Source organism: Bradyrhizobium sp. NDS-1, from assembly GCF_032918005.1.
In the GTDB taxonomy this organism is placed as follows: domain Bacteria; phylum Pseudomonadota; class Alphaproteobacteria; order Rhizobiales; family Xanthobacteraceae; genus Bradyrhizobium; species Bradyrhizobium tunisiense.
Genome location: NZ_CP136628.1, coordinates 2,867,536 through 2,887,074 on the forward strand (window position 1 = coordinate 2,867,536; position 19,539 = coordinate 2,887,074).

At 62.9% G+C, this 19,539-nt stretch carries 19 protein-coding genes; 17 read left to right on the forward strand and 2 right to left on the reverse strand.

Annotated features, from left to right (window positions below; all coding sequences use genetic code 11):
- Positions 1–12 precede the first annotated feature (12 nt).
- Complete coding sequence (locus RX330_RS13270) at positions 13–693, forward strand: redoxin domain-containing protein (RefSeq protein WP_317243284.1); 681 nt, start codon at positions 13–15, stop codon at positions 691–693.
- 114 nt (positions 694–807) lie between these two features.
- A complete protein-coding gene (locus RX330_RS13275; protein WP_317243285.1) occupies positions 808–2,253 on the forward strand; it encodes an adenylate/guanylate cyclase domain-containing protein in 1,446 nt (481 codons plus the stop codon).
- 5 nt (positions 2,254–2,258) lie between these two features.
- Here RX330_RS13275 and RX330_RS13280 read toward each other — a convergent pair whose 3' ends face one another.
- Positions 2,259–3,098: a uroporphyrinogen-III synthase gene (locus RX330_RS13280; RefSeq protein ID WP_317243286.1), complete on the reverse strand. Its 840-nt coding sequence runs from the start codon at positions 3,096–3,098 to the stop codon at positions 2,259–2,261.
- Between the two features lie 149 nt (positions 3,099–3,247).
- On the opposite strand from RX330_RS13280, the gene purU reads away from it, so the two are divergent.
- Positions 3,248–4,111 carry a formyltetrahydrofolate deformylase gene (gene purU, locus RX330_RS13285; protein ID WP_317243287.1) on the forward strand — a complete coding sequence of 288 codons (864 nt, stop codon included), beginning with the start codon at positions 3,248–3,250 and terminating at the stop codon, positions 4,109–4,111.
- Positions 4,112–4,191: 80 nt separating this feature from the next.
- Here purU and RX330_RS13290 read toward each other — a convergent pair whose 3' ends face one another.
- A complete protein-coding gene (locus RX330_RS13290; protein WP_317243288.1) occupies positions 4,192–4,491 on the reverse strand; it encodes a hypothetical protein in 300 nt (99 codons plus the stop codon).
- Between the two features lie 525 nt (positions 4,492–5,016).
- Between RX330_RS13290 and RX330_RS13295 the strand changes: the two genes are divergently transcribed.
- The 14 genes from RX330_RS13295 (at position 5,017) to RX330_RS13360 (ending at position 19,529) form a co-directional block, all read left to right on the forward strand.
- Positions 5,017–6,234, forward strand: a complete 1,218-nt coding sequence (locus RX330_RS13295; protein ID WP_317243289.1) for an ABC transporter substrate-binding protein — start codon at positions 5,017–5,019, stop codon at positions 6,232–6,234.
- Positions 6,235–6,400: 166 nt separating this feature from the next.
- Positions 6,401–7,270, forward strand: a complete 870-nt coding sequence (locus RX330_RS13300; protein WP_212091365.1) for a branched-chain amino acid ABC transporter permease — start codon at positions 6,401–6,403, stop codon at positions 7,268–7,270.
- A gap of 8 nt (positions 7,271–7,278) precedes the next feature.
- Complete coding sequence (locus tag RX330_RS13305) at positions 7,279–8,307, forward strand: branched-chain amino acid ABC transporter permease (protein WP_212091368.1); 1,029 nt, start codon at positions 7,279–7,281, stop codon at positions 8,305–8,307.
- Positions 8,304–9,059 (forward strand): ABC transporter ATP-binding protein, encoded by a 756-nt coding sequence (locus RX330_RS13310; protein WP_212091371.1) that lies wholly within the window; start codon positions 8,304–8,306, stop codon positions 9,057–9,059. The genes RX330_RS13305 and RX330_RS13310 overlap by 4 nt, the downstream gene beginning before the upstream one ends.
- The gene (locus tag RX330_RS13315) at positions 9,052–9,768 is read left to right on the forward strand and encodes an ABC transporter ATP-binding protein (protein WP_212091374.1); all 717 of its coding nucleotides are present in this window, start codon (positions 9,052–9,054) and stop codon (positions 9,766–9,768) included. Before RX330_RS13310 ends, RX330_RS13315 begins: the two co-directional genes overlap by 8 nt.
- Positions 9,769–9,789: 21 nt before the next feature.
- Complete coding sequence (locus tag RX330_RS13320) at positions 9,790–10,908, forward strand: cobalamin-independent methionine synthase II family protein (protein WP_317243290.1); 1,119 nt, start codon at positions 9,790–9,792, stop codon at positions 10,906–10,908.
- A gap of 503 nt (positions 10,909–11,411) precedes the next feature.
- The gene (locus tag RX330_RS13325) at positions 11,412–12,767 is read left to right on the forward strand and encodes a hypothetical protein (RefSeq protein WP_212091381.1); all 1,356 of its coding nucleotides are present in this window, start codon (positions 11,412–11,414) and stop codon (positions 12,765–12,767) included.
- A 62-nt stretch (positions 12,768–12,829) separates the two neighbouring features.
- Positions 12,830–14,026, forward strand: coding sequence for a methionine adenosyltransferase (metK, locus tag RX330_RS13330; protein WP_212091385.1), 1,197 nt, complete (start codon positions 12,830–12,832; stop codon positions 14,024–14,026).
- A gap of 124 nt (positions 14,027–14,150) precedes the next feature.
- A complete protein-coding gene (ahcY, locus tag RX330_RS13335) occupies positions 14,151–15,572 on the forward strand; it encodes an adenosylhomocysteinase (RefSeq protein ID WP_317243291.1) in 1,422 nt (473 codons plus the stop codon).
- A gap of 165 nt (positions 15,573–15,737) precedes the next feature.
- Positions 15,738–16,154, forward strand: a complete 417-nt coding sequence (locus RX330_RS13340) for a nuclear transport factor 2 family protein (RefSeq protein WP_317243292.1) — start codon at positions 15,738–15,740, stop codon at positions 16,152–16,154.
- A gap of 49 nt (positions 16,155–16,203) precedes the next feature.
- Positions 16,204–17,670, forward strand: a complete 1,467-nt coding sequence (locus RX330_RS13345; RefSeq protein ID WP_317243293.1) for an NAD(P)/FAD-dependent oxidoreductase — start codon at positions 16,204–16,206, stop codon at positions 17,668–17,670.
- A 155-nt stretch (positions 17,671–17,825) separates the two neighbouring features.
- Positions 17,826–17,981: a hypothetical protein gene (locus tag RX330_RS13350; RefSeq protein ID WP_007612486.1), complete on the forward strand. Its 156-nt coding sequence runs from the start codon at positions 17,826–17,828 to the stop codon at positions 17,979–17,981.
- A 146-nt stretch (positions 17,982–18,127) separates the two neighbouring features.
- Positions 18,128–19,057 (forward strand): aspartyl/asparaginyl beta-hydroxylase domain-containing protein, encoded by a 930-nt coding sequence (locus RX330_RS13355; protein ID WP_212091398.1) that lies wholly within the window; start codon positions 18,128–18,130, stop codon positions 19,055–19,057.
- 13 nt (positions 19,058–19,070) lie between these two features.
- Positions 19,071–19,529 (forward strand): YybH family protein, encoded by a 459-nt coding sequence (locus RX330_RS13360; RefSeq protein ID WP_212091402.1) that lies wholly within the window; start codon positions 19,071–19,073, stop codon positions 19,527–19,529.
- Positions 19,530–19,539 lie beyond the last annotated feature (10 nt).

Consider the following 19,539-nt stretch of genomic DNA (forward strand, 5'->3'; position numbering starts at 1 on the left):
AGGAGTTCAACCATGTCAGAACGTCATGTCGATGGACCGCTGCAACCGGGTGATCGCGCACCGAACATCGTGCTGGACGCCATCACGCGCGACGGGAAAATCGCGCTCGATGATTTTCGCGGGCAAAGTCCGATATTGGTCGGCCTGTTTCGGGGCCTGCATTGCCCGTTCTGCCGCCGCCATATTGCGGCACAGGCGCAGCTTGACGCGGCCCTGCGCGACAAGGGCGTCGAAAGTCTCACCGTCGTCAATACGCCGATCGATCGGGCGCGGCTCTACTTCCGATATCACCCATTGCCCAACCTGCTCGCTGCGTCCGATCCCGAGCGGGTTTCGCACCGCGCGTTCGGCCTGCCCAATCTCGAGTTCACGGAGAAGGAGACGGAGTGGCCGCGCAAGGTGGGCATGGACGTCATCATGAGCATGCAGGTGGACATTCCCGGAGAATTGCCCGGGCCGATGAATCGCATGGCAGCTGCCGAGCAGCTCAACAACAAGGATGGCTACGAGATGATGGAAGCCGATCAGCGCATGGCAGCGACCGGCCAGGGCCAGTTGTTCGGCCAGTTCCTGCTCGATCGGGAAGGGGTCGTACGCTGGACCTTTACCGAGGTACCCGAAGGCGGCCAGCGCATGTTCGGGATGCCGAGCCCGCAGGAGTTGATGTCGGCTGCTTCGCAGGTGGCAGGCTAGGCATCGTCGTCTGGTTGGCGCGTTGCCCTTGGCCGCAGGAGGCATGAGCCTTTGGCAGCCGTCGTTTTCCCGACCTCGCCTGCACGTGACGAAGGTAATGATCCCGGGCGTACAATGACCGAGATTCAGGAAAGGCTCCTCGAAAGCAAGATGACCGAGATCGAGCGGGCCCGATCCTGGAGCCCCCGCGTGATCTCCAAATTCGAAGCGCTCATCAGGAGCGGTGACGATTTATCGCTCTACCGCGTCAATCCTCTGGCATTCGCGCGCGACCGTGCCATAGCAGAGCCGGAAAGCATAGACCTGTTTCTCTATGCGACGAGAAGCGGACTATTCGACATGAGCTGGGACGTTGTTTGTCCCCAATCCGGCATGGTGCTCGATAGCTTTGGCGCCTTGCGCACGCTCAAAACCCATTATGTTTGCGGCTTGTGCGACGTCTCTGGCGAAACCGATCTCGACGACTTCATAGAGGTCACGTTTACGGTGTCGCCGCAGCTCCGGCGGCTTCCGTTTCATGATCCCGCCTCCCTTTCGGTCGAGGATTTCCATTGGAAGCTTCGATTTCTGAATGACGCACGGATACCGGGCCAGCAAATCCGGTTTCTCGACCATTTACATGCGTTCGTTCGCGGCCTTTCGTTCTTGCCACCAGTCTGCGTCACGACCATTCGATGCGAGCTGGGTTCCGGAGCTCTGGCGGGGGTCAACATTCAAACCCAGGCTGCGTTCGTCGTTGCGGTGACCGGCGAGTCGACAACCGTGCCGACAATCTTGCGAATTGGATACGATGGGCAGCGCTTTTCGTCTTCGCTGGCCGCCGTACCGCCCGGTCCCGTCATTGTCGAGACGGAGAACTCCGGAGCGATGCGAGGCTCCTTGCTCCTGATCAATTGGCCGCCTGAAGTTCTGGCTCAAGCGATCAAGCCGCCGCTTGATTTCGATCCCTACATGTCTGGAGGGATGTTGCTTGCGAGACAGACGTTTCGCCGCTTGTTCCGGTCAGAACGCGTGGACGAAAGGGAGGGCCTGGGTATCCGGCAGGTGACCTTGCTGTTCACGGATCTCAAAGGTTCGACCGCCATGTATGAACGGCTCGGCGATCTCAATGCCTATGCGCTGGTCCGCGAACATTTTGCCCTGCTCGGTGCGACCGTCCAGGAGCATTCCGGGGCGATCGTCAAGACGATTGGGGACGCGGTCATGGCTGTCTTCTCTCGTCCAACGGACGCGGTTTCGGCGGCGCTCGACATGCTGGGAGAAATTGAGCGCCACAACTCCGAGCATGGCGATCCAAGCATCATCCTGAAGATTGGAGCCCATTGCGGCCCCTCTATCGCCGTCACCCTGAACGACAATCTGGATTATTTCGGTCAGACCGTGAATGTTGCCGCGCGTGTGCAGTCGTTGGCGGACGCGGGCGAGATTTGTATCTCGGAGGCGCTGTATGCGGCGCCAGGAGTGAGTGATCTCCTCTCCGGGCATCCGATCGCAGTATTCGATGCACCTCTTCGCGGCGTTGAAGGAAACGCCAGCGTGTATCGTGTCTTGCGCGCGTAGGACTCTCAGCTCTCTCGTGATGGCTGCTTCTCCGCGAGCGCTACAGCCATTGCCGAGATCAGTGGCCGCATGAAATAAGCGTCCTCCGCCGGCACGATGTCGGTGCGCAAGCCATGTCCGGCGAGCTCGCCGGATACCGCCGGTCCCACCGACGCAATCAGCGTCCGCTCCAACCCCGCGCGCAACTTCGCCTCGCTGCCATCGGCCTTCGCCGCTTCGATCAGGCGGCGGACCTGGCCGAGATTGGTCAGCGCGATGCAATCGATCCGTCCCTCCGCCATGTCGTCGATGGCGGCGACGATGTTGGCGTCCGCTGCCTTGGAGTCATAGACATAGGGCAGCACGATATCGACCTCGGCACCCTGTGCCGAGAGCGCGCCGGTCAGCTCGCCATGATCCTTGTCCGGATAGAGCTGGAGGCCGAGGCGCCGTCCCTTCAGGTCGAGCTTGCCCAGCATCTCGATCACGCCTTCGGTGGTCGGTTTCTCCGTGGTCTGCTGCGTTTCCAGCCCGACCTCGCGCAACGCCTTGCCGGGCTTCGGGCCGCGGGTGAATTTCCGCGCTCTGGCGAGCGCCGCGACGAGAGCGGCGTCGAGCTCACGGGCGCGCGCGAGCTTCATGATCCGCCGCAGGCCTTCGCCGGTCATCAGCACGAGGTCGTCAAGAGGCTTGTCGATGGCGCGGCGGATCCAGGCCTCGATCGGCGCCGGGTCTGGCGCGTCGTGAATGGTGAACATCGGGCACTGCACGACCTCGGCGCCTTGCTCGGCCAGCAGTTTTGAGAACTGCGCCTCCTCGCGCGTTTCCAGGATGAGGATGCGGGTGCCGTTCAAGCGGTCGGCCATGGGTGTGCTCCGGTCAAAAATCGCAATTGTCCGTTCATCCTGACTCCGCGTGCGGGATTGGCGCAAGGCCAGGGTCGGTGCTAGAGCAGGCGCAAATCGCGGACAGTTCCGCTGCCCAATCCTTCATCAAGAGCCAAGCCGTTCATCACATGCCCGATCATCAATATGTCCTGACCCTGTCCTGTCCGGATCGTCCCGGCATCGTGTCGGCGGTGTCGACGTTCCTCGCACATAACGGACAGAACATCCTCGATGCCCAGCAGTTCGACGACATCGAGACCAAGAAGTTCTTCATGCGGGTGGTGTTCACCGCGGCGGATCTCGCGGTGGAACTATCGGCGCTGCAGACCGGCTTTGCGGCGATCGCCGAGCGCTTCGGCATGGACTGGCAGATGCGCGACCGCGCCGCGCATCGCAAGGTGATGCTGCTGGTGTCGAAGTCGGATCACTGCCTGGTCGACATCCTTTATCGCTGGCGCACCGGCGAGTTGCCGATGAAGCTGACGGCGATCGTCTCCAATCACCCGCGCGAGGTCTATGGCGGGCTCGATTTCGGCGGCATCCCGTTCCACCATTTGCCCGTGACCAAGGACACCAAGCACGAGCAGGAGAGCCAGATCATGGACCTCGTCGGCAACACGAAGACCGATCTCGTCGTGCTCGCCCGCTACATGCAGATCCTGTCGGACGATCTGTCGGCGAAGCTTTCGGGACGCTGCATCAACATCCACCACTCCTTCCTGCCGGGCTTCAAGGGCGCAAAGCCCTATCATCAGGCCCATGAACGTGGCGTCAAGCTGATCGGTGCCACCGCGCATTACGTCACGCGCGACCTCGACGAGGGCCCGATCATCGACCAGGACGTCGAGCGCATCAGCCATCGCGATACGCCCGAGGATCTGGTCCGCAAGGGCCGCGACATCGAACGCCGCGTGCTCGCCCGCGCGATCCGCTACCATCTCGACGACCGCGTCATCCTCAACGGCCGCAAGACCGTGGTGTTCGTGGATTAGTGGTAGCGAATAGGGAGTGGCGAGTAGCGAATGGAGCAGGGCAGCCCTCTATTCCCTACTCCCTGTTCGCCATTCGTCCTTTATCGCGCCGCGCCGGCCGACGTAGCCCCCGCGGCGCTCTTCTCGGCCTGCTCTTCCTTCTCGCGATCCGCAGCGGGCAACAGCCGCTTGCGTTCGCGTTCCCGCATGTAGGCGTCGTATTGCGGCGTGCCCGCGCGCGGCGGGGCATCGGCCGGCAGGCCGCCGGCCCATTGCGGGACGTAGTCGCCCATGCCGGCGGAGAGTTTTTCGTTGACCGTCCCGCAGCCGGACAGCCCCGCGGCGAGCGCGACGAGGATGAGGGCGGAACGAAAAGTCTTGGACCGAAAAAATTCGGACATTGTCTGGGCGCGCACGCGTTCGGTCATTGGACGCCAGCTCGGGCCGGAGGAAGAGTAGCCTTCAACAAGGTAAAATAGGCTTATTCGAGGTAGGTATTTTATTACCGAAATGCAGCCTGCCAAGTCGCGCGGATGTCCGAATTCTGCAAAGGAAAGACGAAATCCTCCATCCACGCGGTCGCTGCCGCTTCTAGACTGCGATGCGAGGCCCGCGGCAGCATGGTTTGGTCGCCGGGAGGGGTTTTCGTTGACAAGTCCATTTTCTTTGTACATTCGTACAAATGAAAGCCCAGTGATCGAATTGCTCGAGTTACCCGAGGTAACCCGAGCGACGGACCTCCGGTCGATGGGACATTGGAACGCCCGGCTTGCGCCGAAGGGTCGCCAAACGTCCGATTGACAAGGCAGGCGCGAAAGACGCCCATGTGGCGCGCGAGCGCCAGCCGCGAGCGGGCTAGGTTTAAGACAAGGGCCGGGCACTCGGTCCAGGACACAAGAGTCAGGAATGAAGGGGAGGGACATCTGATGTTCGAACGCAAACAACCGTCTCATATGGCGTCTTCCAAGGCTGCTCGTTCCAAGGCTGCTTGGGCAGCTGCCGTTGCGGCCATCGCAAGCCTTGCGGCGATCGTGCCGGCGAAGGCCCAGGACAGCGTCAAGATCGGCCTGATCCTGCCGATGACCGGCGGCCAGGCCTCGACCGGCAAGCAGATCGAGAACGCGATCAAACTCTACATGCAGCAGAAGGGCGACACCGTCGCCGGCAAGAAGATCGAGATCATCCTCAAGGACGACGCTGCGATCCCGGACAAGACCAAGACCGCCGCGCAGGAGCTGATCGTCAACGACAAGGTCAACTTCATCGCCGGCTTCGGCGTGACGCCGGCCGCGCTCGCCGCCGCGCCGCTGGCGACGCAGGCCAAGATCCCGGAAGTCGTCATGGCGGCCGGCACCTCGATCATCACCGAGCGCTCGCCCTATATCGTGCGAACCAGCTTCACGCTGGCGCAGTCCTCCACCATCATCGGCGACTGGGCCGTCAAGAACGGCATCAAGAAGGTGGCGACCCTGACTTCCGACTATGCGCCCGGCAATGACGCGCTGAACTTCTTCAAGCAGCATTTCACCGCCGGCGGCGGTGAGGTGGTCGAAGAGGTCAAGGTGCCGCTGCAGAACCCCGACTTCGCACCGTTCCTCCAGCGCATGAAGGACGCCAAGCCCGATGCGATCTTCGTGTTCGTGCCGGCCGGTCAGGGCGGCAACTTCATGAAGCAATATGCCGAGCGCGGCCTCGACAAGGCCGGCATCAAGGTGATCGGACCCGGCGACGTCACCGATGACGATCTCCTCAACAATATGGGCGACGCCGTGCTCGGCACCGTCACCGCGCATCTCTACTCCGCGGCGCATCCCTCGCAGATGAACAAGGATTTCGTTGCCGCCTACAAGAAGGCGTTCGGCAATCGTCCGGGTTTCATGGCGGTGGGCGGCTATGATGGCATCCATCTGATCTACGAGGCGCTGAAGAAGACGGGCGGCGACACCAACGGCGACAAGCTGATCGAAGCCATGAAGGGGCAGAAGTGGGAAAGCCCGCGCGGCCCGATCTCGATCGATCCCGAGACCCGCGACATCGTGCAGAACATCTACATCCGCAAGGTCGAGAAGGTCGATGGCGAGCTCTACAATGTCGAGTTCGCGACCTTCGAAGCCGTCAAGGATCTCGGCAAGACCAAGAAGTGATGCGCGAAAGCGCGTCATCCCGGAGCGCGCTTAGCGCTCATCCCGGATCTCGCGAGCCACTTTCTGCGTCATGCCCGGGCTTGTCCCGGGCATCCACGCAAAGCCCAGACAAGAACGTGGATGGCCGGGACGAGCCCGGCCATGACGATAACTCCAAGCTGAGACGATGACCGCAATCCTCACCAACCTGTTCGATGGCGTTGCCTACGGCATGCTGCTGTTCGTGCTCGCTTGCGGGCTCGCGGTCACCCTCGGATTGATGAACTTCGTCAATCTCGCCCACGGCGCCTTCGCCATGGCCGGCGGCTATGTTTGCATGGTGCTGGTCAACCGGATGGGCTGGCCGTTCTTCGCAGCACTGCCGCTCGCTTTCCTCTCCGCGGCCGCGATCGGGATCGCGCTCGAACGCACGCTCTATCGCCACCTTTATGCCCGCAGCCATCTCGACCAGGTGCTGTTCACCATCGGCCTGACCTTCATGTCGGTGGCGGCCGTCGACTACATCCAGGGCTCCTCGCGCGTCTTCATCAATTTGCCGGCCGCGCTCCAAGGCCAGTTCGACCTGTTCGGCGTCGGGATCGGCCGCTATCGGCTGATGATCATCGTGATCTGCGGCCTGCTCACCATTGGTCTGCAGATGGTGTTGGCCAAGACGCGCTTCGGCAGCCGCTTGCGGGCGGCGGTTGACGACCCCCGCGCCGCCAGCGGCCTCGGCATCAACGTGCCGCAAGTGTTTGCCTTCACGTTCGCATTCGGATGCGGGCTCGCCGGCCTCGGCGGCGCGCTGAGTGCCGAGATCCTGGGCCTCGATCCGTACTTCCCGCTGAAGTTCATGATCTACTTCCTGATCGTGGTCACCGTCGGCGGGTCCTCCTCGATAACAGGTCCGTTCCTGGCCTCGCTGCTGCTCGGCATCGGCGACGTCGCCGGAAAGTATTACGTGCCCAAGATGGGCCCCTTCGTGATCTACACCATGATGATCGTGATCCTGATCTGGCGCCCGAACGGCCTGTTCGGCCGCACCGCCGCGCGTTGAGTTCGCCGATGAGCGCTGCTTCCGACGTCGGTTATCACGCCCAGCGCCAGGCGCGCTGGCACTACGGCGAAATCGCCTTCTGGCTGGTCGTGCTGGCCTGTGGTTTCCTGTTTCCCTCCCGCTACCTGATCATGACCGACATCCTGCGGCTGGCGCTGTTCACGATGTCGCTGGACCTCATCCTCGGTTATGCCGGCATCGTCTCGCTCGGCCATGCCGCGTTCTTCGGCGTCGGCGCCTATGCCGCAGGGCTGCTTGCCCTGCACGGCATCGTCAAGGAGCCCGTGCTGGCGTTGATCGTCGCTGGTCTCGCCGCGATGGTACTCGGCTTTGCCACCAGCTTCCTGGTGATCCGGGGCGTCGACCTGACGCGCCTGATGGTCACGCTCGGCATCGCCCTGCTGCTGGAAGCGCTCGCCGAACGATTCTCCAACATCACCGGCGGTACTGACGGCCTGCAGGGAATCGAGATGCAGCCGATCTTCGGCGAGATCCCGTTCGACATGTTCGGCAAGGCCGGCTTCTTCTATTCGCTGGCCGTGCTGTTCCTCCTCTTCCTGTTCGCCCGTCGCGTGGTGCATTCGCCATTTGGGCTGTCGCTGCGCGCGATCAAGAACAATCCGCTGCGGGCCGCCGCGATCGGCATCCCCGTCAACCGCCGCCTGATCGCGATCTACACGCTGGCGGCGTTCTATGCCGGAATCGCCGGCGCGCTGTTCACCCAGACCACGGCGATCGCCTCGCTCGATGTGTTTGCCTTCGAGCGCTCGGCCGATCTGATGCTGGTGCTCGTCATCGGTGGCACCGGCTATCTCTATGGCGGGCTGATCGGCGCAGTGGTGTTCCGCATGCTGCAGGAATTGTTCTCCACCATCACCCCGCAATACTGGCAGTTCTGGATCGGCCTCGTGCTGGTCGTGATCGTGCTGGTCGGCCGCCAGCGTCTGCATCGCTGGGCGCTCTACGTGCCCAATCTGATCATCAAGAAAATCGCCGGGCGCAAGGCCGTCGTCGCCGTTCCGGAGAGCGACGCATGACCATCGTGCTCGAAACCCAAAATCTCGAAAAGCAGTTCGGCGGCCTGCGCGTCACGCGCGATCTGTCCTTGAAGATCGAGCAGGGCGCCCGCCACGCGCTTATCGGCCCGAACGGTGCCGGCAAGACCACGGTCATCAATCAGCTGACCGGCGTCCTCAAGCCGAACTCGGGCCGCATCCTGCTCGAAGGCCAGGACATCACCGATCTGCCCGTGCACGAGCGGGTGCTGCGCGGGCTCTCGCGCACCTTCCAGATCAACCAACTCTATCCCGATCTGACCCCGCTCGAGACCATCGGCCTTGCCGTCTCCGAGCGCCTAGGCCATGGCGGCGATTGGTGGCGGCGGATGGGCACGCGCAGCGACGTCAACGGTGAGATCGCCGATCTGCTCTCGCGCTTCCATTTGCTCGACGTCATGAACGAGCAGACCGTGACGTTGCCTTATGGCAAGCAGCGCCTGCTCGAGATCGCCGTCGCGATCGCCGCCAAGCCGCGCGTGCTCCTGCTGGACGAGCCCGCCGCCGGCGTGCCCGAGAGCGAGCGTCACGACATCCTTGCCGTCGTCGGCAGCCTGCCGCGCGGCGTCACGGTGCTCTTGATCGAGCACGACATGGACCTCGTGTTCTCCTTCGCCGACCGCATCTCGGTGCTGGTCTCCGGCGCGCTGCTCACCGAGGGCCCGCCCGAGCAGGTCGCGCGCGATCCGCAGGTCAAGGCGGTCTATCTCGGCGAGGAGGCGGTCAATGTCTGACCTGCTCGCGATCGATTCATTGCGGGCCGGCTATGGCGAGGCGGTCGTGCTGCCAAACATGTCCTTGCGCCTCGCCGAGGGACAGGTGCTGGCATTGCTCGGCCGCAACGGCACCGGCAAGACCACGCTGATCAATTCGATCGTCGGCGTCACCCGCCGTTTCGCAGGGACCATCGCGCTCGCCGGTGTGGACGTCACCTCGCTCCGGCCCGATCAGCGGGCGCGCGCGGGCATCGGCTGGGTACCGCAGGAGCGCAACATCTTCCGCTCGCTCACGGTGGAGGAGAACATGACCGCCGTGGCGCAGCCGGGTCCCTGGACCGTCGAGAAGGTCTACGAGATGTTCCCTCGACTGAAGGAGCGGCGGAGCAATTTCGGCAACCAGCTCTCCGGCGGCGAGCAGCAGATGCTGGCGATCGGCCGCGCGCTGACCCTCAACCCGAAAGTGCTGCTGCTGGACGAGCCGACCGAGGGCCTTGCCCCCATCATCGTCGAGGAGCTGCTCAAGGCGATCGGCACCATCACCCGGGCGGGCGGCATCTGCTCGATCATCGTCGAGCAGAACGCCCAAAAGATTTTGGGGCTCGCCGACCGTGTTGTGATATTGGAGCGCGGAACGATCGTCCACGACGCCCCGAGTGCGGCGTTGAAGGCCGATCCGTCGGTCCTGGAGCGCCACCTCGGCGTCGCAGGGGCGGCGGCCCACTAGAACAATATCCGGGAGTAACGAATGCAGCGAACCAAAGCCCCCTTCCGCGCCGACGAGGTCGGCAGCCTCCTGCGTCCGGCCAAGATCAAGGAAGCCCGCAGCCGTCTCGAGAAGGGCGAGATCTCGGCGGACGATCTGCGCAAGATCGAGGACCTGGAGATCGAGAAGGTCGTGCACAAGCAGGCCTCGGTCGGCCTGAAGCTTGCGACCGACGGCGAATTCCGCCGCTCCTGGTGGCATTTCGACTTCCTGGCCAAGCTCACCGGCTGCGAGCTGTTTCACCCGGACGCCGGCATTCAGTTCGCAGGCGTGCAGACCCGGCATGACGCGGTGCGAGTGATCGACAAGCTCGATTTTCCCGACGACCACCCGATGCTGGACCACTTCCGCTTCCTGAAGAAGGTCGCCGACCAGGCCCACGTCACCGCCAAGATGACCATTCCGTCGCCCGCGGTGCTGCACTTCCGCGGCGGTCGCAAGTCGATCTCCAAAGATGTCTATCCCGATCTCGACGTATTCTACGAGGATCTCGGCAAGACCTATCGCAAGGCGGTGAAGGCATTCTACGACGCCGGCTGCCGCTATCTCCAGTTCGACGACACCGTGTGGGCCTATCTCTGCTCGCAGGAAGAACTGCAGAAAGCGCGCGAGCGCGGCGACAATCCGGACGGCCTCCAGCAGATCTACGCCCGCATCATCAACTACGCGCTGGCCGAAAAGCCCGCCGACATGGTGGTGACGACGCATGTCTGCCGCGGCAATTTCCGCTCGACCTGGATTTCCTCGGGCGGCTACGAGCCGGTCGCCGAGACCATGCTCGCGGGCACCAATTACGACGGCTATTTCCTCGAATACGACAGCGACCGTGCCGGCGGCTTCGAGCCGTTGCGCTTCCTGCCCAAGGGCAACAAGGTCGTCGTGGTCGGCGTCATCACCTCGAAGTTCGGCGAGCTCGAGAAGAAGGACGACATCAAGCGCCGCCTGGAAGAAGCCGCCAAGTTCGCGCCCTTGGAGCAGCTCGCACTCTCCCCGCAATGCGGCTTTGCTTCGACGGAAGAGGGCAACATCCTCTCCGAGGAGGAGCAGTGGGCCAAGCTGAGCCTTGCGGTCGAGATCGCAAAGGAAGTGTGGGGTAACTGAGCGCCGCAGCTAGGCTTAAGCCTCGCTCGTGTCCCGGACGCGCTGCAGCGCTTTTGCGTTGCTTGCTGCGCAGAGCCGGGACCCCTGCTGCTGGACTTGCGCTTGGAGGATATGGGCCCAGCTCTGCAGCGTACCGCTGAAGAAGCGCTGCACTGCGTCCGGGGCACGGAAGTTATCTCACTTCGCGGGCCAGACTGACCTCGCCCGGCATCGACCACGCATCGGCTTATTCGTCGTGGCCGACACCAACCCCCAGCCCGCACCCCGTCATGATCGGCTGAACCTCCAGACCTGGCGCGCCGCATATGGCGCGAAAGGGCGGCGGCGAGGTCGCGCCTCTGTTGTCGAGCGCAACTGGGGTCGAGCGTAACCTGGTCGGCGCCGTCGCGCCGTCCGAGGCGGAATGGGGATCACCACGGGACGCGCCCGATCCACTATTCCCTGAGTGGGCAGAATTTGCTAGGACGCAGGTCCCAATCTTTCTGCCCACTGCGGCCCACTTCATGAAGAACGACGAAATCCTGAGCCAGATCACGGAGTTCTGCCGCAAGGCGGACATGGCGGAATCGACCTTCGGCCGGCGCGCGGTGAACGATGGGAAGCTGGTGCATCGTCTGCGCGAGGGCAAGCGCATCACCATCGACACGCTGGAGCGAATCCAGGCCTATATGGCGGCATCGATGGCTGGCGGCGTGCCACCCCCGCGGGGGCTGCAGGTGCCGCCGGAAAAGCGCGATCCGCGCGGCAATTTCCGTTTCTTCGAGAACCGCCAGAAATACCTGCTGTTCGTCCACACCTGCAGTGAAAAGCGGGTGGTCGCGGATCGGGTTGCCCTCGAGCTTGCCTCCATTCATCCGCGGCCGCCGGCCCTGCGTCTGTTCGATGCCGGCGTCGGCGATGGCACGGTGCTGGCGCGCGTGCTGCGCGCAACGCATCAGCGCTTTCCACACATGCCGTTCTACGTCGCCGGCAAGGAGCTCAGTCTCGAGGACCTGCGCCTGACGCTGGACAAGGTGCCGGATCGCATTTTCGAGCATCCGGCCTCGGTGTTCGTCTTCACCAACATGTTCTACTCAGAGGCGCCTTGGCTCACGCCGGCATCGCCTGCGGCGGCGGCTGCAACGGTCTGGCACGAGGTCCCGCTGCGGGGCGCCTCATCCGGCGAGTTCGAGCAGCAGATCGCGGAGCTGAGGCCGTTTCTGGAGCAGAACTGGCGCGCCGCGATCAGCCCGCGCACCGCCATGCCGTTGTATGAACGGCCCGTGGTTCTGGTGCTGTATCGCGAGGACCACAGGTTCCTGCTGGATTCGACCATTCCGCGGCCGGGCCAGACCGAAGCCAATTTCGACCTCGTCATCGCGTCCCAGCCCTACCGGGCCCTATCCTCGGTCAATTTCCGGGCCAAGCGGATCATAGCACCCCTGGCCCGGGCGCTTCGGCCTGGCGGCCGGCTGATCGGAATTCACTCCCACGGCCAGGATCCGGGCATGGAAATGATCCAGGCGATCTGGCCGGGAGAAAATCCTTTCGCAGTGAGCCGCCATGAGCTATTGCGCGCCGTTAAGTATGAACTCGGGTCGGTGGGCCGCGACTTAAATTTTAATGCTTATGCGGATAACCGCTCGATCTTCAGGTATGATATGGAAGCGCTGCCCAACGAGGTAACCGGGACGATCGGAACCTCGACGGCCTTTGCAGCGTGGAATGCGGCGGTGTATGTCGCTCAGATTGAGGACGACCGGTTGACGGAAATGACTCAAAACGGCCGCACTCTGGACGCCGCCAGGGACGTGCTGCGAAAGTACAATGGGCTCTGGTTTCTCGACGAATCCTACGTCATCTCGCGCCGGCGTGATTGACACCATCCACAGGTAAACATCGCAAACGCCCGCCGGGTTAGCGGCGGAACAAGGGGTTACTGATGCGCGCGTCCTATCTCTTCACCAGCGAGTCCGTGTCCGAAGGTCATCCGGACAAGGTCTGCGACCGCATTTCCGACGAGATCGTCGATCTGTTCTACCGCGAAGGGCCCAAGGCCGGCATCGACCCCTGGCAGATCCGCGCCGCCTGCGAGACGCTCGCGACCACCAACAAGGTCGTGATCGCCGGCGAGACCCGCGGTCCGAAGTCGGTGACCAACGAGCAGATCGAGGGCGTCGTCCGGGACGCGATCAAGGACATCGGTTACGAGCAGGAGGGCTTCCACTGGAAGACCTGCGACATCGAGATCCTGCTGCATCCGCAGTCGGCCGACATCGCCCAGGGCGTCGATGCGCTGCAGCCGGGCGAGGTCAAGGAAGAGGGCGCGGGCGACCAGGGCATCATGTTCGGTTACGCCACCAACGAGACGCCCGACCTGATGCCGGCGCCGATCTTCTACGCCCACAAGATCCTGCGCCTGATCTCCGAGGCCCGTCACTCCGGCAAGGAAAAGGTGCTCGGTCCGGACTCCAAGAGCCAGGTCACCGTGCAGTACGAGAACGGCAAGCCGGTCGGCGTGCGCGAGATCGTGGTCTCGCATCAGCATCTGGTTCCGGACCTCACGTCGAACCAGGTCCGGGACATCGTCGAGCCCTATGTGCGCGAGGCGTTACCGAAAGACTGGATCACCCCGAAGACGATCTGGCACATCAACCCGACCGGCAAGTTCTACATCGGCGGTCCCGACGGCGATTCCGGCCTGACCGGCCGCAAGATCATCGTCGACACCTATGGCGGTGCGGCTCCGCATGGCGGCGGCGCTTTCTCCGGCAAGGACCCGACCAAGGTCGACCGTTCGGCGGCTTACGCGGCGCGCTACGTCGCCAAGAACATCGTCGCCGCAGGTCTTGCCGACCGTTGCACGCTGCAGCTCGCCTATGCCATCGGCGTGGCGCGTCCGCTGTCGATCTACATCGACACCCACGGCACCGGTAAGGTGCCGGAGGAGCAGCTCGAGAAGGCGGCGGCGCAGGCGATGGATCTGACCCCCCGCGGCATCCGCAGCCATCTCGACCTCAATCGTCCGATCTACGCGCGCACCTCGGCCTACGGCCATTTCGGCCGCACGCCCGACAACGAGGGCGGCTTCTCCTGGGAGAAGACCGACCTCGTCGAGCAGCTCAAGCGCGCGCTCTGATTCACTTGCGTCATTCCGGGGCGCCGCGAGAGCGGCGAACCCGGAATCTCGAACTGCTGGATTCCGGGTTCGCTCGTTTCACGAGCGCCCCGGAATGACCAGCCAAACAAACAGGAACCTCCCTATGAACGCGAAGCCCGGCTTCACCGATTACATCGTCAAGGACATTTCGCTCGCCGATTTCGGCCGCAAGGAGCTCTCGCTTGCCGAGACCGAGATGCCGGGCCTGATGGCCACCCGCGAAGAGTATGGCCCGAAGCAGCCGCTGAAGGGCGCCCGCATTGCCGGCTCCCTGCACATGACGATTCAGACCGGCGTGCTGATCGAAACGCTGGCGGCGCTCGGCGCCGACATCCGCTGGGTCTCCTGCAACATCTATTCGACGCAGGACCACGCTGCGGCCGCGATCGCGGCCGCCGGCATCCCGGTGTTCGCCGTCAAGGGCGAGACGCTGACCGAGTACTGGGACTACACCGCAAAGCTGTTCGACTGGCATGGCGGCGGTCATCCGAACATGATCCTCGACGACGGCGGCGACGCCACCATGTATGTCCATCTCGGTCTGCGCGCCGAGAAGGGCGACACCGCCTTCCTCGACAAGCCCGGCTCCGAGGAAGAGGAAGTCTTCTTCGCGCTCCTGAAGAAGCAGCTCAAGGAAAAGCCGAAGGGCTACTTCGCCGCGATCGCCGAGAGCATCAAGGGCGTCTCCGAAGAGACCACCACGGGGGTGCATCGTCTCTATGACATGCAGAAGGCTGGAACGCTGCTGTGGCCGGCGATCAACGTCAACGACAGCGTTACCAAGTCGAAATTCGACAACCTCTATGGCTGCCGTGAATCGCTGGTCGACGGCATCCGCCGCGGCACGGACGTGATGCTGTCGGGCAAGGTCGCGATGGTCGCCGGCTTCGGCGACGTCGGCAAGGGCTCGGCCGCATCGCTGCGCCAGGCCGGTTGCCGCGTCATGGTGTCGGAAGTCGATCCGATCTGCGCGCTGCAGGCCGCGATGGAAGGCTACGAGGTCGTGACCATGGAAGATGCCGCGCCCCGCGCCGACATCTTCGTCACCGCCACCGGCAACAAGGACATCATCACCATCGAGCACATGCGCGCGATGAAGGATCGCGCCATCGTCTGCAACATCGGTCACTTCGACAACGAGATCCAGATCGCGTCTCTGCGCAATCTGAAGTGGACCAACATCAAGCCGCAGGTCGACGAGATCGAATTCCCCGACAAGCACCGCATCATCATGCTGTCGGAAGGCCGTCTCGTGAACCTCGGCAACGCGATGGGTCATCCGTCCTTCGTGATGTCGGCGTCCTTCACCAACCAGACGCTGGCGCAGATCGAGCTGTTCGCCAACAACAAGGACGGCAAGTACAAGAAGGAAGTCTACGTGCTGCCGAAGACGCTCGACGAGAAGGTCGCGCGCCTGCATCTCGCCAAGATCGGCGTCAAGCTCACCGAGCTGCGTAAGGACCAGGCCGACTATATCGGCGTGAAGCCGGAAGGCCCCTACAAGTCGGATCACTACCGCTACTGATGCGAAAGCGATTGCGACCCGAAGGCCCCGGAGCGATCCGGGGCCCTTTTTTTTGGCCGGTCCTGTGATACGCTCGCAGGTAGAGCCAAAACAAGCCTGCCACTTTCGAAGCGGGCGGCCGCTTTTCTCACGTTCATTGTCAGGAATGCATATGGAGGGAATGCGATGTCCAGCGAAGCAAACGTTGCGCTGTTGAAGGACGCCTATCGCGAGTGGAACGACAGCAAGGGTCTGAACGTCGACTATTGGTTCGACAACGTCATCGGCCCGGAGATCAAGTTCGATTCGGTTCCGCGAGGAGCCGAGCCGATGCCCTTCGCCAAGCATTACGACGACCGCGCCGAGCTCCGCAGCTACTTCGCCGACCTGCTGGCCGACTGGAGCATGCAGTACTTTACGATGAACGAATATGTCGCGCAGGGTGATACCGTGGTTGCGCGCGGGGAATGTGCCTGGACGAACAAGCGGACGGGGAAAGTCGCGAAGACGCCCAAGGTGGATTTCTGGAAGTTCAAGGACGGCAAGGCAGTCGAATACCACGAGTTTTTCGATACGGCTTCCGTGGTCGCTGCCGCATCCTGATGGTTGCAATTTGGTGCGGCGCTGCCATCCTGTGTGGCGGGAGGACGCCATGTCCGAAAGCAAAGAACATTTCGACGTGCTGATCGTCGGTGCCGGCTTGTCCGGCATCGGCGCTGGTTACCATCTTCAGACCAAATGCCCGACCAAGAGCTACGTCATCCTCGAGGGCCGCGACTGCATCGGTGGCACCTGGGACTTGTTCCGCTATCCCGGCATCCGCTCCGACAGCGACATGTTCACGCTCGGCTATTCGTTCAAGCCGTGGACCGATCCGAAGGCGATCGCCGACGGGCCGCAGATCCTGAACTATGTGCGCGAGACCGCCGGCGAGAACGGCATCGACAAGCACATCCGCTTCCACCATCGCGTCAAGCGCGCGGCTTGGTCGACGAGCGAGGCGCGCTGGACCATCGAGGCCGAGCGCACGACAGGCGAGGGCGCAACCGAGCTCGTGCGCTTCACCTGCAATTTCCTGTTCATGTGCTCAGGCTATTACAAATATGAGGCGGGCTACACGCCGGAGTTCAAGGGTACGGCAGATTTCGCCGGCCGCATCGTGCATCCGCAGAAGTGGACCGAGGACATCGACTATGCGGGCAAGCGCGTCGTCGTGATCGGCTCGGGCGCGACCGCGGTGACGCTGGTGCCGGAGCTCGCCAAGAAGGCGGCGCAGGTTACCATGCTGCAGCGCTCGCCGACCTATGTCGTATCGCGTCCGGCGCAGGATCCCCTCGCCAACAAATTGCGCCGTAATCTGCCAACGCGGCTTGCCTATCATGTCATCCGCTGGCGCAATGTGATGTGGGGGATGTTCTTCTTCCAGCTCAGCCGGCGCAGGCCGGACAAGGTGAAGGGTCTGATCCTCGGAGGCGTCCGCATGGCGCTCGGCCCCGACTACGACGTCGCGACCCATTTCACCCCGCGCTACAATCCCTGGGACCAGCGGCTGTGTCTCGTGCCCGACGGAGATCTCTTCAAGGCGATCCGCGAGCAGCGGGCTTCCGTGGTCACCAGCGAGATCGACACGTTTACGCGCGACGGCATCCGTCTCAAGGACGGCCGCGAGCTTGCCGCGGACATCATCGTCACTGCGACGGGGCTGGTGCTCCAGGTCGTCGGGGGCCTCGAAGTTACCGTCGACGGGCGCGCGGTCGATTTCGCCAGCACGCTGACCTACAAGGGCATGATGTATGCCGACGTGCCGAACATGGCCTCGGCCTTCGGCTACACCAACGCGTCCTGGACGCTGAAATGCGATCTCACCTGCGAATATGTCTGCCGGCTCATCAATTACATGGACCGGCACAATTTCCGCCAGTGCATGCCGCACAATGACGACCCCGAGATCACCGCGCAGCCGTCGCTCGATTTCACTTCGGGCTATGTGCAGCGCTCGGTCGCCAGGATGCCGAAGCAGGGCTCGAAGCAGCCGTGGCGGCTGTACCAGAACTACGCGCTCGACATCGTCACCCTGCGCTTCGGCCGGATCGACGACGGTGTGATGCGGTATTCCTGATCGCGCCGTCGTTACCGAACATGATGGCAATGCGTCGTTTTGCGTATACGGCCGCCGGACTGAATCGGCCAAGCTGGCGGACGGTTAACGCCGGATTAAGGGATGAGTCCTAGCCTGTCTCGGCCGGGGTGACTCGCAAGGCCGAGGTAAGCCCAATGGAAGCCCAGAGAATCGCAGTCGACGCCGTCGTCGCCCTGACCGATTGTGACCGCGACGCCGTCATCGCCTTCATCCGCCGTCTCTATCTCGCCGGCGTCACCGACCCCAAACGCCTGACTTTCAAGGGCCTCCAGGCGTTGTCCCGGGCCTGATCTGGCTCGGTCCCCATCCCGTTAGGCCTCCATTTCGTTCCCGTGCTCTCGCCGGTGTGAACCTCAACCTGGCGGTGAATATCTTGCCGCTCGGGCCGGTGCGGAGTAGATGACGTCCCCGGCTGGGTTCACTGGGGAACGGGGAGATGTTGAAGCAGCTTATTGCGCCGCAACTTGTCATTCTTTATGTCCTGGCAGCATCGACCATTTACGTTCACTTCCGCGGCAAGCAGAGGCTGCGCTTTGCGCGCCAGCTCGGCGACCACTCGACCTATCTGGCGCCCTATAACGTGCTGATGTATGCGGGCTCGGCGGTCCCGAACAAGCCGGTGATCCCGGTCGAGCAGTTTCCGGAGCTGAGGCCGCTGAGCGAGAATTGGGAAACCATCCGCGACGAGGCCGTGCGCCTGTTCGACGAAGGTTTTATCCGCGCGGCAGCCAAGAACAACGATTGGGGCTTCTACTCGTTCTTCAAGAGCGGCTGGAAGCGATTTTACCTGAAATGGTACGACGACTTCCTGCCCTCGGCGAACACGCTGTGCCCGAAGACGGTGGAGCTGCTCAAGTCGATCCCGAGCGTGCACGGCGCGATGTTCGCGATGCTGCCGCCCGGCGGCAAGCTGGGGGCCCACCGCGATCCGTTCGCGGGCTCGCTGCGCTACCATCTCGGCCTGGTCACGCCGAACTCGAACAAGTGCCGCATTCTGGTCGACGGCGTCGAATGCGTCTGGCGCGACGGCGAAGCCTTCATGTTCGATGAGACCTTCATCCACAGCGCGGAGAACGCGACCGACGTCAACCGCATCATCCTGTTCTGCGACGTCGAGCGTCCGATGAAGTTCGGCTTCATGACCGCGGTCAATCGCTGGGTCAGCCACCACATCGTCAAGGCGTCGGCGACCCAGAACGTCGACGGCGAGAATGTCGGCGTGCTCAACAAGGTGTTCGGCAAGCTTTACGAGATCCATCTCGCCACCCGAAAGGTCAAGGAATGGAATCGCAACGTCTACTACACGCTGAAATACTCGCTGACGGCGCTGATCCTCGGCCTCATCGTGTGGTCGGCACTGCGATGATCGGGGACTTGCAATGAGTTCCTTGCCGGTCGCGAATACCGAGATCGAGCGGTTCTTCCGCCAGTGGCTGGAGACCTTCGCGGGCTATGTTCGCGAGGTCGACTACGCTTCGGCGCGGCCGCTGTTTCATCCGGACGTGCTCGCCTTCGGCACGCATAACGATGTCATTCCCGGCCTCGATCAATGGGTCTCGACGCAATGGGACAATGTCTGGCCGAAGACGACGGACTTCGGTTTCGTCCTTGATCAAGTCTCGATTCTGGCATCGTCCGACGGCACGATGGCGACGGTGATCGTGCCGTGGACGAGCACGGGCTACCATCCCGATGGCAACGCGTTTCCACGCCCTGGCCGGGCCACCATGGTATTTGCGAGGAATGCCGAGGGGTGGCTGTGTGTGCATTCCCACATGTCCCTCAATCGCGGTGTGCCGCAAGCGAGCCACGCCAATCGGGCGGTGAAGGCCTGGTAGATCGACGACG